The sequence below is a fragment of the Enterobacter sp. RHBSTW-00901 genome (genome assembly GCF_014103115.1).
GTDB classification, from domain to species: domain Bacteria; phylum Pseudomonadota; class Gammaproteobacteria; order Enterobacterales; family Enterobacteriaceae; genus Enterobacter; species Enterobacter cloacae_P.
This window is the reverse complement of sequence record NZ_JABXPB010000002.1, coordinates 184543-201195: the sequence shown is the minus strand read 5'-3', so window position 1 is coordinate 201195 and position 16653 is coordinate 184543. Positions and strand designations below refer to the sequence as shown.

Here is a 16653-nt window from a genome sequence, read left to right as displayed (position 1 = left end):
TCCTTAGAAATTTTCTACCAGACAGTTTGTTCTTTCATGAAGTCAGCCTCATTCGCTATAAAGCGTTTTGCTTCATTCATCGCCGCATCGAAATGTTTATTACCCAACTTACGTCCTAGATCAGTTATCTGTTCAACAAGAAGAGCACATTCAGGGTGAGTAAATCGTCCACCACCTTGGCAGTAAGTTAAACGAGTAACCAGCATTAATGCCTTCGACTCATTTTGTGTTACATGAAAGATGGTTTTCTGAGTTCCTATCCCTCGTTCGTTCAGAATATTAATGGTATCCATATCGGCGAGTAGTAACCTTAAGTCCTGCAAATCTCTATCGATTGAATGAGGTCGCAATGACATATCGCCAGACACAAAACCATAGATATCCTCGGTTTCAGAATGAAACATATATACCTCGATAAATTAAATGAATTAGAAGATACCCGGCTTACACCGCAATAGAGCATTAAATATCTGCTCACGAGCCTCAGAAGGATTTACTTGTTTTGCAATTCCTTCAATCCACTCATCAACCGGCAATCGGGTAAAATGATGGTCTGTATTGCGAATCCTGATTGCAATGACAGCCCAGTGAGCGAGAGCATACTGAATATAATGCTTATCGCCTTGTGCAACTTCACCGCGTATTCTGGCGGTGCGGTTGTTATACTCTATCAACGCGCAGCCACTCATACAGACTCCAGTTATTAATCTATATAGTTAAAAGACAATTCCATCATCAATCGCCGTCAGGCTTTCGATCTTTGAAATGTCGATGAAGTTAAATCGTCGTACATTGTTTGCAGTAATAATCCGACCGTCATTAAGCTGAATGATCTCACTTTCTTTATCAGAACGTGATGGCCATGAAGCGATAACAGAGTCTTCAGTAATTACATAATGCCGACTATTTGATATAAACAAAATGCATGGGATATCCATTAAATGAGACTCCAGACATTCAGTCTTTAAAGATTAAAATTCTGTAGTACCAATCCATACATCATTAATATATGCATCGGCCCCAAACTCAACACCACAAGGCTGTACTTTATCCAGGGTTTCGAACGTCCATCCTTCTTCAGGAGGCCATTGGAAAAGCAATGGCGCTCCATCCAAATATTTTATGGCGAGAACCCCATGACGAAGAGGTGCGAGGATATCTGTTTCACCGGGTCTCACTTTAACCCAATAATGAATCATGATGTCACCTTTATTGATTTACCCGAGGAATGAATTGGGTTTGGGTGGTTATATCAGACATGAGTTCATAAATCTTGTATGGCCACCAATTTGAATCCATATCACGGAAGAAATGAACCTCAGTGATATCGGGACACATCGGATGCCATAGGTTAAAAACCATAAGTTCAGATGCCTCAACCTCAATGAACTGATTGATTGAGGTTTTCCTGAACTCATTCGTGGAAATAAACCCTATTAGATCCTCCAATTGATTAAGCAATAAACCCGCTTGTAGCAGTTCAGAGGAACTATCGAAGTCATGTTTTAAAATATTCATGTTAGTCTCCAGCGTGGCACGAAAAAAACGCTGACCGAAGTCAGCGTTTGTATTATTACAGAGGTTTATTCTTAAGCGGCTTCGCAGCCTCTTTAGGATAAGTGTGATAAAACGCTTTTCTGTATTTTTCGTATCCAATACGTTGGGATGCAACATGTTCCATATTAGTGGGAGCAGTAAAGTGATGACACGCAATCAGTCTTGCTTGTTTTGCCAATTCACTTGACCACTCGTGCAGGATTTCCATCCGGGTTTCGAATGGATCAAGACCCGCTATTTTGCAGCAACTCGTAAATGAACATAAGTCTTCCTGATTTTCTTCCGAACAAATCCAGAGGATTTCATCCACACGCTGCTCACCAGTACTACGGTATGCAGTCATGATATATATACTATCCCGAATTATTTCGTAAGCCATCTTTGATGAAAAACGAAGTTCATAATTATGTTCTGAATCGGCTGATATCAGATCATATTCACTTTCAGTGGCATCGAAAATACTCATGAATGAGAGTTGATTTTCGTGAACCACTTTAGATTTTGCGGTTGCAGACATAATGATCACCTTTAAAATAAATTAAATTAATTTAGAAAGCTAAAACGGAAATTAAAATACAGATTAAGACATGAGAGCTTTACGGGTTACTTCAAAGAGTTTGCTACGTAAGGCAGAAACAGAACCGACAGAAACACCGGTATCACCAAAAAGACTTTTCATCATGCGGTCACTGGCATCACCGAAACCGATGCCAATAACGATGATGTCATCATCTTTAGCGCTTTGTATCATCGCTCGCGCAGAAGCCATATCATCAGGCTGGCCATCAGTTGCTATAACCAATACATGGCGATCCGCTTTAGCTGACGTCAGGTCTGCAAGTGCAGGCCATAACGATTCGCAAAGAGGAGTACAGCCTTGCGTACCAATACCAAACTGATGAGTTCCTATAGCTGTCCGTAAAGTTTGCTCCCGTCCTTTTAACAGACCTACGCTATTATGTGCGGCGTGTGGGAAATGGTATGCCGAGGTAGTTACCCCCTGAATACCATCGAGCGCATACAACATTGATACAACAGCGGCTTCAGCCTCTTTAACCGACCGGCTCATTGACCCGCTAGAGTCCAGCAGGATAGTAAAAGCAGAACTGACATCTACTGCCTTGGACTTATGTTTAAAAAGACGCGTATTGCCCAGCATGGCACTGGTAACCAGTCGAGAATCAAGCTTACGACCAGTTTCACGATGTGTTCTTCTCACCGCTCTTACACCCTGTAACAACCCATGAAGTGATTGGCGTAACCCGGTAGCCATCTGCACCCCTAAACTTACGGATGCATTACCGGTATCGTGCCGCTTCGCAGGTGCTACTGAATATGGAGTAGGTGAAACGATACGTTGATGCGGGGGTACTTTGTCTTTGATTAACTGATTGAGCTTATCTGAAGTGTTCTGTCCAGTACGGCCAAGGTCATTCGATGTGGTTCCTTCGAAAGGGTCTTTACCGCCCTGGGACATGTTAACGACAGAAGCTTCACCCGAAGCATTTGAGCCCGGTTGGGAAGCTCCGGCTTTGTTGTCACCAGAGTCGGAAGCAGGAGTATTACGATTAGCTGACGTTGACGATGAGTTATCGTTTTCATCATCGCTATCGTTTTGCCCATGTTCTTTATCTGGTGCGCCACCGGTATTACCATCAGGATCTGAAGAAGGCCCATTCTGACCGGCTGACGATGACGGCGAGCCGCCATTACCGCCTGAACTTACAGTCTGGCCATCCCCATTTTTGTCAGAACTGTCGGATGACTGGCCCGGCTCTGACGAACTGTCATCGCCTTTGCTGTCACCATAATCAGCGCCCTGATTATCATCCTGCGGAGGTTCTTCTTGCTCATTAGTTTCGTTAAATGCATCTACTGCGAGGTCATATAACCGACATGCAACTTCAAACACCTTTTTAATCGAGGTTGCTTGTACTGCTTCAGCCATAACCGTCATAGCTTTGTCGTACAGCTCCAGCCCGAAGATGCGTTCAAAGTCTTCACGCACTTGCTTTGTTGGGATAGTTAAACCGTTGAAGCGGTTCAAACCACAAGTAAGCAGGGTATCCAGAAATACCGATGAAGCTTTATCACAGGATTCCGCTTCTTCACTGAACAAAAAATGATTCAGTGAATTGAGATACTTCAATGTACCTGGATAGCGACAACTCATCGCACGTTCAATGCGCAAATCTTCGCAAAGATTGACCAGGTGTCTAAGTACCTCAACGTTGTATTTATCCGACTCCATATGCTCTTGAATGAATATCTTAAGATCACCAAAATCAGTGAAACGGATATGTGCTGCTTCATGTACGGCATACCCTAATAACGGATTTGCCAACATTTCAGCGTCCTTGAAGAATGGAAGGTTAATAAGAAAACCAGCACCAGTCTCCGTAGCATATGCTTCATTGCCGCCAACAGAAACATTAAGACCAATCTGAGAGCTTAATGCACGTGCGACAATAGGAAGGGAATTATAAATACCCATATATACCTCACAATAAATTTAAATAGATTAATTAGAAAAAAGGCCCGGAGTGGGCCTTTTATTTTTAAAACACCATTATTGTTTCGTCATCATCGAGTGAAGACGAAATTACAATTTCAGGCTCTTTTCCATCAATGACTTTTTCAGAATCCAAACCCGAAATAAGAGCTGAGTCTGGCAGAGAGCGGGGTACAATCGAATCACCGCCCAAAAATGAATCATCATCGACTATAACCGCACTAAACGCCGGTATTACAGCGTCATTAACAATTCCATGCTCCTGGGTATCGGACAAGTCGTTAACGTCAGTATCAGCCGACGTATTAACCGGTTCGATTGCCAAAGACGTATCAGCTGAACCATTGATTTCTACCAGAACAGATGGGGCTTCAGCGAGTGAATCAACGCTTTGCAATCCGATCGGATCTTCTACTACCACAGCAGATGCAAACGCATCTGTATGCGGAGGAGGAAGCGTTTCTACCTGAACCTGAGTTGCCGAAATGGCCGCTAAAGTCATGGCATCATCATCTCCAATAAGGTTCATTGAAAGTGATGGGTCAATCGCATCGTTACCATCTGTAGTACTGGCTGATGACAGCAGTTCTACAAACTGTTTTGCATGAATTGGGTCGCGTAGGTTATTGAGGAGAGAGAGAATGTCGTTATAAGGTTTGCCCGTCACTTTGCCGGTTAGCGGAATGTCTTTCATTACCTGATTAACATAGTCGCTAAGAGACTGGACGCTTGGTGCGATGAAAGCTAGGGAAGCGAGTTTATCGCCGCAGCGGCGTAAAGGATTTAGTGTGTGCTGAGAAAACGCATCGGGGTTCCTGTTTTTAAGGAAACCTTCAACAACATCAGCCACATCCTCATAAACTTCATCCGCTAAACTTTTAACTTGCCCAGTTAAACCATCCTGAATGACACTGTTACCATAAGGTGTGATATGAATCGCAGTAAAGCCAAATTGTATCTGGCTATCCATATAAGACAAATCGATCGCAGCATCACGCAAAAGTATAGAGCGATACTTTTCTTCAAAAGAATTAATCCAGCTATTAAAATCAGCTTTCATAAATTCCTTTTTGTAATCGTAAAACTCGCCCTTAAGTACATTCAGTTTACCAATTAAATCATTAACCTTGTCGGCTGGAATTGCATAGCCTCCCATAAATTTAATACCCGCTTCAAGACATAAAGCGTGAGCTGAATTCTTCTTGCGGGTAAATGGATTGATGAGTTGTGGGTCAATGATTTTCTTGCTACCTAATGAAACAAGTACATCAGGTGGCAAATCAGCACTGTTACCAAGATCTTCTCTTTTCAGCTTACGACGACCACTAATACTGGTGATATCAGAAAGAGAAACGAGAATAAGTTGTTCCAGAACCTGAGTGGCATTGGATTTGATAGTCATGACATACCTCATTAATTTAAAATTGATTTAAAAAGAATTAAAAAACCCCAAGCGGGGTTTTATTTAAGTGCTTCAGAACCGAATACAGCTTCAACGATGAGATGCAAAGATTTTTTATCATCTGCTGATGCACGATTACCAATCTGATAATCGAAAGCTGTTAATAATGCACGTGGCATCTTTGCAGCTTTCATCATTGAGTAGCGGTCAAGCCAGGCCACCAGCGAACGAGTTGAACACGTTACTGATAAACGAGTGTCGGGAAGAACACCGTCCGGGAGTTTTGCACTGTTAGTATTGACACTAGTGTCAATTTCACCGGTGATATTCTTGCCTACAAAAAGACCGCGAATCATATTCGCAACGTCAACAAATTTCTCCGCGACTTTGGTGTCGGGGATATATTTGGTAATCAATTTAGTCTCGGTTTCTTTTGGCATATAGTCAGCAGTGATAAACATATAGCGGTCAAGGTTGGCCACATTTAATGTTTTCACACCGCCATAAACGCCAGTAAAATCGCCCTGACCAATTGAGTTAGCCGTTGCAACAAATCTGAAGTTCGGGTGCTGTTTAATTACCTCGTTGGTTTCAGGAATAACTAAATTCCCTCCTTCGAGGATGGCGTTAAAGGCATTGGCACAGGATGGGTCTAATTGATCGTACTCATCGAGTAGGAAAATCAGTCCATACTTGTACGCCAGCGTCAGTGGGCCATGAACAAAAACAGTCTTGGTATCACCGGTCAGTTCATTACACTGAAGCCGGAGACCGCCAATGAGATTGTTAATATCCAGGTCTTGTGAAGCTGTAGTTTTCATGACAGGCCAGTTAAGTCTTGCTGCTACTTGTTCGACAACACTGGTTTTGCCACAACCTGTTGGGCCAGAGATCCACAGAGACTGATTTTGTGGATAGTTAATCCACATCAGTACAGATGAACGCAAATACGCTTCAAAAACATAGTCGTCATTCTGTTTAGGCACGAATGCACTAAATGGATTGGCTGAGTCAAATCCCTGGAACGGTTTAACTTTATCCATCTGATGATCTGGAACAACAATACCAAATACAGAAGGGTGGACAGGTGTAGAGCGCGCCATGATTTCAACAGACAGGTTTGCGAAATTAGTAGTCATGATATACCTCATTAAATTAGATAGATTTAAAAATTAAAAATTAATTAAGAAGAATGATGTTATGCAGCAATATCAGCACGTACTAAATCGACATGCTTATAATTGCGGCTAACACTGCCACTGTTATCAACACTGGTAACCTTTGGTGCATACGTTACATAAGAAACGATGCCTCTGGCTCTCAATGCAGAGACCAGAACAGGCATAAAATAGGTTTTGGCATAAACAAGTACACCATCAGCCTTATATTTATTACAGAGTGATGTAGCGATTTCAGCAAATTCTTTAGCTTTATCGGTCATAACATCTTCTGAAGGACAGGTATTAAAGGTCAACAGTTCACGTAATGCGTGTGATACTTGCTGATCGACATCAATAACGCCCATTTCCCGTTGTTCTGGGGATGCAAGATATGCAGTCATATTTACAAGAAACATGATCAGACTCCTCATTTAAAAAGATTAGTGAATTAGATGAATTAGGCCTTGCATGAAGGCTGAAGTTAGGTACTAGTTTCAGTTTGGGAGTGACTGAGGCACTTGTTGTTGTCTACGTGACAACAAAACACCTTTTTCGACGGACAAAAAAGCCTGCCGCTTATGAGAGCCGCAGGCTATCGAATTTGTTTAGGCGAAAGAAATCCTTGTGAATACCAGGAGGTATTCAGGAGTGGCTTGAGCGCCGAATTTAGAAGGTGTTTAAAGGCAGTTGCCTGAAGTTAAGCGGACTAAGCCGCTATTTAAAGATAATAAAGGATGTGTAATTGGTCAAGCAAAAAAAAAGCCCAGTTTTAAACTGGGCTCAATAATTAAAAAACAACGTATTGTTGGGCTGAGTCTGTCTCTTCTGCACCAGGAGATACCAGTACGGAAGTGTCATCCAAAGGAATGTAGACAGTATCAGTCAGAGTTGATTTATATTCATAGGTACTTAACGAATTTCGTACCGATGACTGACCGTAACATTCTGGATGATGTTTGGGGTCAATAGATAATTTATCGCAGATTCGTTTGTAGCTCGGTTTTTCCGGTACGCGAGACTGAAGAAAACGAAAGCCAAAGCCATCGATTCTAACCAGCTCGTTATAGGAAAAGCCAATAGAAGCACCTAGACCCTGGATCAATAAATTGACCGCGTTCTGGTATTCTTCGAACTGCTTTTTCTTTAAAGCCAACTCTTTCTCCATCTGCTGCAATGTTCCAACTTGTCTGGCTATGTCTACCACACGAGCTTCGAGGTCGTCTGGAAGCTTAAAGCCTTGTGTCTGAGACATGATTTCAGGGTCAGAGATAAGCAAAATATCTTTTTCCTTATCAAACGGTAGAGCTGTTTTTGTCTGAACCTTATTCCAGAAGTATTCGCAGGCAACCTGGACTCGATAAAACGCTTTCTTCGAAGGCATAATTTTAAAGACCTTGGTCTGGTCAGTGGCCGACCAAAACACAAGATACGCCTGGGGTGCGCCTGTTGTCAGCAGCTGGTGCTGAACTTGCCAGTAGTAATAACGGAATTCTGGCGATTTGGTTTCAAGCTGAAGAATAGAAAGATGTTTGCTCTCGCAAAGATTCTTTATCTCAAGGATTGAACCATCGTCGAACTGCCCATCCAGCGAAGCAATCATGTAAGGATACTTTTTGTTCCTTACACAGAAAGGCAGGGCGATTTGTCCAATCTCTTTTTCGCAGTAACTTCTGGCAAGTGCTTCAAGCTTTTTACCAGCATCAACCTGTTTAATGACAGAAAGGTCTTCTGCCTTAATCAGGCCAGCGTATTGCAAATAGAGTTCGTAGGGCGTTTTAGTTGCACCAGCCTCCTCTAACAGAATAGGGGAGCATGTTGCTGTCACACCAGTTTTACGCCATTCGAGCCATTCCTTTGAGCCCTGCACAACATCAACGACTTCATAAATGTCAGACATAATGATCACCTTAAGATAAATTTAGAAAGTTAAACCGGCAGTTTCCTGCCGGATAAGTTAAGCGGCCAGAAGATCTTCAATAAGACCTTCTACCATTTCTTTTAGAGGGGGAAATGTCACATTGTTGAGAGCGGCATTGAGCCTCACAAAATCAGATGTATTAACAGCCTCAAGATATAACTTGTGTATTTCCATTGATTCGGCTTGGACTTCACCGACCCATTTGGCCGCGTCGGTTTTAAACTCACCCTTACCCATTTTTTCGATGAAGTTAAGTACTTGAGTAAAATCGAAGCTACCTACTGCGTTAGTTAAATGATTTTTGAGAAGTGACCGACGGGATTTTTCTAAAGATAAGCGAGCGAATGCCAGCTCACTTTCATTCAGATCGAAACTGCTTTTTGCATCGTTTAAAATAGTTTCGTATCCAAGCGTCTTTTCTGCCCGGCTTACTAACTTTTTAATTCTGCGTTCAGCCCATTTTCTGACCCCGGGATGCTCAGACATTTCTTCATTGGACTGCCCATTGGTTTCTCCGGGTGGAGGGAGAATATCATCAGCCGAACCATTTACGTCAGCTGGAGGTGTATTTCCCTCAGCCGTATCGTAAACATCGGTTGGTGTATTGCTCTTGATGTCCTGCTGCTCGGTTGAATCAGGTTCTTCAGGGAGCTTATTAAACTCACCTTCAATAACTTTATCATCAGACTTTGCAGTTCGGATTGTAGTATCCGTATTACCAGCCGTCCTGGCTTCTTGTCTAACCTCCATTTCAGCTTCAGCAGCTGCGACGGGTATTGTTGCTGTACGGAAACCTTCACCACCAGCAGTGTTCAGATATTCAATCATTGAACTCAGGCGAGTACGGTTACCAGGAATTAAGTGTATGGTCTGCTTAATAGCTGACTTGAGCACCATCTTCCAAGGGAACTGAGTCCACGGTGAATACTGCCGTTTCTCCACTTTTGCCCAAGATTCGGATTTCGCCCGAGATTGAGCTAAATCCTGAAGGTCAATGAAAAATACCAGATGACGTCCATCCTTCATTAAATAGTCGACATAAGCCCCCCTGAACATGCCTCGATCTCCTAAAGCACCCTGATCGGTGTTTGTGAGAACGAGTCCCCCTTTATAAGCAAAGGGGTCAAATTCGTGGTCTGGGCTGGAACGACGACCATTGGTTTTAAATGAGTCCTTTTCAAAAACTAATTCAGCCACAATGTCTTCGCATAAACCTTCATCGGTGGCCATCCTGCTGAGCCCAATATAGGACACGTCAAGAATGACACGACCATCGCGTGGAACCAGGTAAGCCTGCTTCTGCGCCGGGTCAAGAGTAAGGCCGCTACTTGCAAGCTGAAGGAATGCTGTTTCGAAGGACTTTGGATTATTAACTGCTATGTCAGCCAAGTAGTTATTATTGTTGACAATATGTTTTGCAAAAACGCATTCACGTTCGAATGAGATGTGAGGTGAACTGGAACCTGCGGATGCAAACATCTTTTCGAGCGACAACATATGTCGAGCAATGCTGTCTATCTTAACGACAATATCGGTGTTCCCTTTATTGTTGTTTGAGAATGAACCAGAACTACGTGATTTATTTGAGTACATATATACCTCATTAAATTAAATAAATTATAAGATTAAAAAAGAAGAAGGTTGCTGAGGAATCAGCAACCAGTCATATCAACCGCGAACTGATGAATATGCGTTAGTTAAAGTTACTTGCCCGGAGGAGCTTAATTTTTCATTAAGTTTCATACGAGCTACAATAACGGCTGCTGTCGAATTATCGGCTGGCAGATTTGTCCAGGCTTGCATGTTGACAGGGTGCTTAGAGGTTGCGGCTTGCGGACGTGATGTCTGCACGGCTCTATTCTTAGCATCCAGCTTCGGCGAAGCTTCTGGTATCTTCTCTACTGAATTTTTATTGTTGTCTGGTGATACAGACTCTTTTCCAGGGTGCAGCTGCTTTTGCTCGGCATATACTGTTCTCCATTTTTCAGAAGCAGTTCTTACCTCTTCATCAGACATTTTCTGCCACTTCATATCGTCCTTAAGTTTTTGCGCTACTTGAGGGGATAGCGAAGTGACGGTTGATGTAGATGGTGGCTTTACAGTTTCATTTGCACGGGTATCTATTGATTGACCAGTCTGAATGATTCGAGCCATGAAAACATGAAACTCAGTCCTCATTTGGTCAATACCATGTTTTGTATAACGGAATGATCGAGCTAATGCTTCGATATACAGTTCGGTATTCATTTGAATATTATCGCGTAGAAAATCCGCGACTTTACCAAATGCTTTTATCGAATAGAACTCGGTCTGAGACTTGCCGCTAATGGACATGTCACAGCGCAAACGGAAATAAATATATGAATCTGCATTGTTAGATGCAGGCACATATTTAGGTTCTATCGCAACAATACCCTTTGCTCTGGATTGCATAGTTTATACCTCATAAATTTTTAAATTAAAAAAGTTAAAATGATTTAGTGCTATAGGCACAAAAATTAGAAAGATTTGTGAAGCATCCAGTTAGAGTGCTGGACTCACTGTATCCTCAACAAGAGGAAAAACACCTTTTTCGACGGCGCAGAAAACACGATGCATGATGCACCGTGTGTCGAATTCTATGGGCGTAGGGAAGCCGTGCGAATGAACTTATTCATTCAGGGATGGCGCGTTGCCGAAATAAAGAGTGTTAAAAGAAGTTAAGCGGGATGCCCGCGATATAAGATTATGATACGACGTTTGGTTGGTCAATCCAGAAAAGAAAAAAACCCAGCTTTCGCTGGGTTTTTATAGGGAGGTTTAGCATAACAAGCGTTCCAGACGCTTCCATGTTTGGATTGCCATGTCGGTTGAAGCATCTGATATCTCTTTATAGAGATCAGTATTTCGCCGTTCATAGTAACCTGGAAAGGTGAGCCTATGCAGGCAATCATCTAACTTTGAAAGATCTCCAAAGTCGTGAGCGCCTACATTGATTTTTGCTCTGATTGCCAGTATATCTCCCTCTATTTTCATGAGCTCAATGAGCTCATGCATTTCGAAGAAAATATTAGACTGATAACGACCAGCATGTTCTTCGCATTCGATGCTATCGCATACGTCACATACTTCAGCGTTACAGGAATGATAACCGCAGTGATTACACGTATAAGAGAATCTCTGGTTTATTGCCCCTGCAACACAGTCTTCATAAATCCGATGTCGGCAGTCTTTCCCACAATTTTCACACTCTGCAATCATTGTGTAATCATCCAGTTCCATACCACCCGGCTCAATGCTACTACCATAGACAATTGTCATAATATACCTCATATATTTAAAAGATTAAAAAGTTAAGGCTTATAGCCTGAATTAAGAATATTTTAGCTTTCGGCGAGTACTTGCATAACCCAAATGCCGCGACGTTTTTCGTTAAGGAGAGTACGATACCCTGTAACCTTACCGCTTTCGTCAAACACTTGTGCTTTGTCGGTTCTTACTTCAGACTCTTTCCAGACTGAAACAATATCACCAACTTGTGCTCCACAAGTCTCAACAGCATTTTTGAGCCCAACAGCCCAAATTTCATGGTCTTTCCCACCACTACGTATTGTGACTAAATACGATTTATCGTTATTAGGATCGTGTTTCCAGTTTTCGAGACCGTGGTAAACAAGCTTTCCTTCAAAACGATGGTTTGCATATTTGGCTTTGTCATTATTTGACCCAGCCCGAGAAACACCTTCAACCATGTTTCCATTAGTTGCTTCATTAGATTTTTTCCCAGACTTGGTAAAGAATGAATTATAAATAACGAGTAAAGCAACAACTACACATACAGTCGCGGTAACAAAACCGAGACCAGTGAACAGTAAACCGCGTTCCGTTATAAAAATTGCCAGCCAGATTGGGCCAAGGAATCTGATATATTCGGCACGGTAATACACAGCACCAAAAAATACGATACCTGCCATTAATGAGATTGGGTCAGACATAGATCACCTATAAATTTAGAATGCGAAAATTTAGCTACCTAAAAGGTAAACTAAACGGATGTACACAAAACTGCACATCTGTTGATTCGCTGGAGTTAAAAGGATTAACAATTTTTTTTGTTTGGGATTGAGAACCAAAATACCCGTTTGGGTAAGCAAAGAGACATGTCAGGTTTAACCTAAACACATCAGAGATGCTCGGGCCTGTAGAAGGCGTAGTTAACCCGGGAGGAGGTCATCCGGTGGGCGCTGGTTGAGCGCGAAATTAACTAGGAAGTTGTGCTGATGTCCGTCAGCTCGGTTCTTATTCATTTAAGCATATTGGTTTAATTTTTCAAGTCGGTTTTTCATGGTCATATTGCAGCCATTTTTCAATGACAACTATCCTGAGTTTTGGCCTAATCAATTGGCATACAAATTAACTCCGAGGTTCTGTTATGGCTAAAGCACCGGTACAAACCGTAAAACAAGCTAAAAAGAGTGGGGCTCAGGATAACCGAACCCCTAACTCTCGTGTCGAATATTCCAATCCTGAAGCTGTCGTGAAATTTACTCTTCACACCCAGGAAGGTATTCGGGTACAGTCCCGTAATTTTAACATTATCTCCCAGGCTCTCTTCAATCTGACCAATAACAGCCGAGCCCTTGAACGGCTTGGCACTAAATACAGTGGTGCGATTGAACGTACACTGAAGGCGGTTAACGAAGTAATCGACATGCCTGAGAAAGAACTGGAAAATAACATTGCTATTCTGAACCGTGCGGTAAAAGAAGAAGAAGAACGCAGCAGCCTCAATGAAGTCGGGTATACCCATCCAAAAGAACATGAGGTTCGCATCAGAACGCCGCAAGCGCTGCGGGTTATCCGCATTATTCAGAACTTTGATAAATTGCACCAGATCATCGATACCCTCTGGTTAAATAACTGTTTTAATCAGGATGAGGTCGAGGAGTTTAAGTCTCGTCTTCATAATCTCATTCGTGATCTGGCAGCATCACTCAAACGTCACGCGCAGGCATCTGCTGATGAGCTTAATCAGGCCAATGGCCGGGCCGCTGAAAAAGAATTGGCTGGAAGCACTGAGACAGAACCTACCCAGGTAGACCAGGAAACAAAGGTGTTGCAGGATGCCAGTAATGAAGCGAATGATGATCAGAATGAGGCCATTAAACGGCAGGCTTAATTCAACGAAAAACAGAAATTAAAAACCCTGCATTGCAGGGTTTTTTTATTACATTGTGCGGCAACAATCTACCCACTGGAAAATCATGTAGGTGCTGTCCTGGCCTTTACCGGTTGGATAACGGAAAGGCCCACCTTGCCATTGGTATGGGGACTCACCGACCTCATGACTGTTTTTTGTCTCCGGGGTAGGGTAGAACATATTCAATTTGTACTGTTGCTTTGGCAACGTTGGGTAAATCTTGGAGCGACAAACAGTATCGTTTCCCATCGAACGGTAGGCCAGTCCACGACGATGTTCTGCGGCCAGCATACGGATCCCGACCAGGCTGGTTGTTCTGGGGGCATCCATACTCCGTACCGATCCAGTTAAAGGATACTGCCCACCCCAGGAACCGGCACACCACCAAAGTGAGTCTATTGGCTGTTTACCTGCAAATTGTGCCGCTGCTTCACCGGCGCAAGCCTGCATTGCTATCACGTTAGCCACAGCTGCTGATTCCGGGTTCTGGAAGAATGCCAGCATCGTATTATTCCAGGTCGGGTCAATCTCCGTGAAATTAATGATATCAAAATCGCTGTATGGGTCGGCATTACATTGACCGGGTAGATACATATCCAACATTCTTAATAACGGCATAGCATACATATGTGCGTTGTAGAAACTTATTGAGAAACGCTCCCGCTGTTCCTCGGCTGCTCCATCGGTCTGCGGGCCAAACTGCAAATCATTACCAAGGTCGAGTGTTACCCCTCCTAGGGATGACATGCACCCGGGTGTTCTCGTTAACTCGATGAGCTTTCTCGGTTCCCACATCGCGGTCAATACACCCGGGTGATAGACGTTCAATCCATCCTTACAGGCACATACTGTCCCTGATGCTGCATTGTCAGGTGCAGTACCTGTCATCGACAGATTAATACCGGCAAGCTTTATCGGGAAAATACAGTTCCAGCAAACATCCGTAATGAGTTTCGCTGATAAGACTTGGTTATCATGACAGACCTTGTTCTGTACGGGTGATGAAACGTCAGCCGCAAAAACCGGCATAGTAAAAGCCAGACATGCGAGCACCAGGGTCTTGGGTGATTTCAGAACTGAGAGAATTTTTTTCATTTCAGCTCCTCAAAATCTTTGCGTGAATATTCATCATTAATGAATCGCTTACTGTCGGCTGTCACAACGCTGGGCACGTTTATCAAACCATAATGTTCGGCCATGCCTGGCTGAATCATGTATAGCCTTGCGAAGTCACCGTATTCTTTCTTGGTGTCACGGAAGGTCTGCCAGCCATCACCATACACGTTTGTCGTGACCAGTATTGGCGTGAGGGAGGCTGGTGTATGTTCAAACTGATACCTGGCGAACTGGCGTTGCCATTCTTCACGTGCATCGAAAAAGATTAGCTTGATGGTAAATGGCATCACAGTTAGCGGGTTAAATCGCCCCCGTTTTGCAACGATATCGCCGTTAGGTGAAGTAATGTTTTGAGGGATAATGACCGTCGGATCGATGGTTCTGGTAGCTCGCTTTGTCGCTTCCGGGAATTCCTGGAAAACCTGGCGGGGCCAGTAGTTATCAATGGCCTTTTTCTTCATGCCATCAAAATCGAGTTTAGCGACACTCTCCTGTAGTTCATCAATAAGGTTCTTCTCTACGACCCCAACAGCGGGCCCGGCCACACCAAGGTCGCCGGTCTTGTCTTTCAGGTACGCGATGTCATAGATGCCTGTCACCCTGGCCACCAGCTCACCATCTTTTTCATGGATAATGGTCGGTACAGAACTAACGTTGTAGTTTTTGAATACAGTTGGATCGAGGTTTACGGCCAGAGAAGACTTGGAGTCGAAGGAAAGTTTCTGCCAGTGGGTAAGTTCATCAAGCAGGTTCTTTTTATCTTTTGCCCCCTGGACAACCAGAGCGATATCCGTGCGTCCATCGTATAACTTGAGAATGTCGGTGATTTCAGCATCGCTGAGAGACGCGGAGACGAGAATATAAATAAAATCACCGGCTGGCTTATTTTGTTTCTCGTTAGTCATATCAGACTTTGCTAACGCTCCTCTTACCGCATCATCGACTAGTTCATCTGTATTTTTATACTCGGGCATTTCACCCATCATTTTTCGATTATCTTTAACCGTGTCAGTAGCGCGGTCGGCAGTGGCATTTTGATTATCACGAGCCGCTTTTATGAGACTGTCAATATCTTTCATTTCAGTTGCAGATAATTGACGCTTAGCTTTTTGAATGTCAGTGACTGAGTAGTTATTAGCCGGTCTTGTCGGAATATTATCTAAGTTGGATACCGGTCTTGACGGCAGATCACTTAAATAGATACCAGTGTTTTCGGCCCAGACTGGAGTGAAAACAACAGCGGTTACAAATGCCAATATCGAAAGTCGAAAAGGTGTTTTTTTTACCATAATGGATACGCTCGGCCTATAATTTGTGACTCGTCTAATGATCCCCAGTACCTGGAATCAAAACTGTATCTGGTGCGCCCCATCATCCACAGGCGACCATTCGGTACGACACCACTACGCGTTAGCTCCTGTTCGGTATGGCCAGATTCTGCTGCTAATGCCAGTCCCTCACCGACCATAGAGCCGTTAATTGCAGTCTCTTCGGGATCAACGGAGACTGTGTCTCCCGCAATGCCATCAACAATTTTCAGCCCTTTGCCATATGGTTGCATTAGCTCAGAATGAAAGGCGTAAATTTTCCCTTTGACGATTGATTTGTCCATTTTATCGACGAGATATATTCGGTACGGAGGAAGACATTGGTTATTTTGTGGATCGATACCAATCTCATACCGGTTAAGCACGTATAGCGTCAGCGGTGCGGTTAAGAAAATAACAACGATGCTGAAAACAATATGTTGCCTCCAGCTTCGCTTTTTACGAAATATTAAGCTCCATACTGATTTGGGTGTATTCATTC

The 16653-nt window shown here is 43.2% G+C and carries 18 protein-coding genes; 1 reads left to right on the top strand and 17 read right to left on the bottom strand.

From position 1 onward, the window contains the following. Nucleotides 1–14: 14 nt before the first annotated feature. The 14 genes from HV318_RS23435 to HV318_RS23370 form a co-directional block, all read right to left on the bottom strand. A complete protein-coding gene (locus HV318_RS23435) occupies nt 15–404 on the bottom strand; it encodes a hypothetical protein (RefSeq protein WP_016241575.1) in 390 nt (129 codons plus the stop codon). Between the two features lie 24 nt (nt 405–428). Then, the gene (locus HV318_RS23430) at nt 429–689 is read right to left on the bottom strand and encodes a hypothetical protein (protein WP_016241576.1); all 261 of its coding nucleotides are present in this window, start codon (nt 687–689) and stop codon (nt 429–431) included. 282 nt (nt 690–971) lie between these two features. Beyond that, nucleotides 972–1199: a hypothetical protein gene (locus HV318_RS23425; RefSeq protein WP_016241577.1), complete on the bottom strand. Its 228-nt coding sequence runs from the start codon at nt 1197–1199 to the stop codon at nt 972–974. A 10-nt stretch (nt 1200–1209) separates the two neighbouring features. Beyond that, nucleotides 1210–1518: a hypothetical protein gene (locus tag HV318_RS23420; protein ID WP_016241578.1), complete on the bottom strand. Its 309-nt coding sequence runs from the start codon at nt 1516–1518 to the stop codon at nt 1210–1212. A 55-nt stretch (nt 1519–1573) separates the two neighbouring features. Beyond that, nucleotides 1574–2074, bottom strand: coding sequence for a hypothetical protein (locus HV318_RS23415; protein ID WP_016241579.1), 501 nt, complete (start codon nt 2072–2074; stop codon nt 1574–1576). A gap of 63 nt (nt 2075–2137) precedes the next feature. Continuing rightward, nucleotides 2138–4051, bottom strand: coding sequence for a VWA domain-containing protein (locus HV318_RS23410; RefSeq protein WP_007372243.1), 1914 nt, complete (start codon nt 4049–4051; stop codon nt 2138–2140). A 64-nt stretch (nt 4052–4115) separates the two neighbouring features. After that, a complete protein-coding gene (locus HV318_RS23405) occupies nt 4116–5471 on the bottom strand; it encodes a DUF3150 domain-containing protein (RefSeq protein ID WP_016241580.1) in 1356 nt (451 codons plus the stop codon). A 59-nt stretch (nt 5472–5530) separates the two neighbouring features. Continuing rightward, entirely contained in the window at nt 5531–6610 is a 1080-nt protein-coding gene (locus tag HV318_RS23400) for an AAA family ATPase (RefSeq protein WP_007372241.1), read from the bottom strand. 59 nt (nt 6611–6669) lie between these two features. Further along, nucleotides 6670–7047: a hypothetical protein gene (locus HV318_RS23395; RefSeq protein WP_007372240.1), complete on the bottom strand. Its 378-nt coding sequence runs from the start codon at nt 7045–7047 to the stop codon at nt 6670–6672. 371 nt (nt 7048–7418) lie between these two features. After that, entirely contained in the window at nt 7419–8528 is a 1110-nt protein-coding gene (locus HV318_RS23390) for a lambda-exonuclease family protein (RefSeq protein WP_007372239.1), read from the bottom strand. Nucleotides 8529–8585: 57 nt separating this feature from the next. Continuing rightward, a complete protein-coding gene (locus tag HV318_RS23385) occupies nt 8586–10142 on the bottom strand; it encodes a recombinase RecT (protein WP_007372238.1) in 1557 nt (518 codons plus the stop codon). Between the two features lie 75 nt (nt 10143–10217). Then, nucleotides 10218–10982, bottom strand: coding sequence for a single stranded DNA-binding domain-containing protein (locus HV318_RS23380; protein ID WP_016241581.1), 765 nt, complete (start codon nt 10980–10982; stop codon nt 10218–10220). Nucleotides 10983–11348: 366 nt separating this feature from the next. Beyond that, a complete protein-coding gene (locus tag HV318_RS23375) occupies nt 11349–11849 on the bottom strand; it encodes a hypothetical protein (protein WP_016241582.1) in 501 nt (166 codons plus the stop codon). A gap of 62 nt (nt 11850–11911) precedes the next feature. Then, on the bottom strand, nt 11912–12523 hold the full coding sequence (locus HV318_RS23370) for a hypothetical protein (protein WP_009653893.1): 612 nt from the start codon (nt 12521–12523) through the stop codon (nt 11912–11914). Nucleotides 12524–12960: 437 nt separating this feature from the next. Here HV318_RS23370 and HV318_RS23365 point away from each other — a divergent pair, with 437 nt between their 5' ends. After that, nucleotides 12961–13707, top strand: coding sequence for an AcaB family transcriptional regulator (locus HV318_RS23365; protein WP_009653890.1), 747 nt, complete (start codon nt 12961–12963; stop codon nt 13705–13707). 48 nt (nt 13708–13755) lie between these two features. Here HV318_RS23365 and HV318_RS23360 read toward each other — a convergent pair whose 3' ends face one another. From HV318_RS23360 to lepB, 3 genes are read right to left on the bottom strand one after another with little or no spacing between them, the layout of a single operon-like run. Beyond that, complete coding sequence (locus HV318_RS23360; RefSeq protein ID WP_007372234.1) at nt 13756–14823, bottom strand: TraU family protein; 1068 nt, start codon at nt 14821–14823, stop codon at nt 13756–13758. Then, nucleotides 14820–16133: a TrbC family F-type conjugative pilus assembly protein gene (locus HV318_RS23355; RefSeq protein ID WP_016241583.1), complete on the bottom strand. Its 1314-nt coding sequence runs from the start codon at nt 16131–16133 to the stop codon at nt 14820–14822. Before HV318_RS23355 ends, HV318_RS23360 begins: the two co-directional genes overlap by 4 nt. Further along, entirely contained in the window at nt 16127–16651 is a 525-nt protein-coding gene (gene lepB / locus HV318_RS23350; RefSeq protein WP_007372232.1) for a signal peptidase I, read from the bottom strand. Before lepB ends, HV318_RS23355 begins: the two co-directional genes overlap by 7 nt. Nucleotides 16652–16653: the final 2 nt, after the last annotated feature.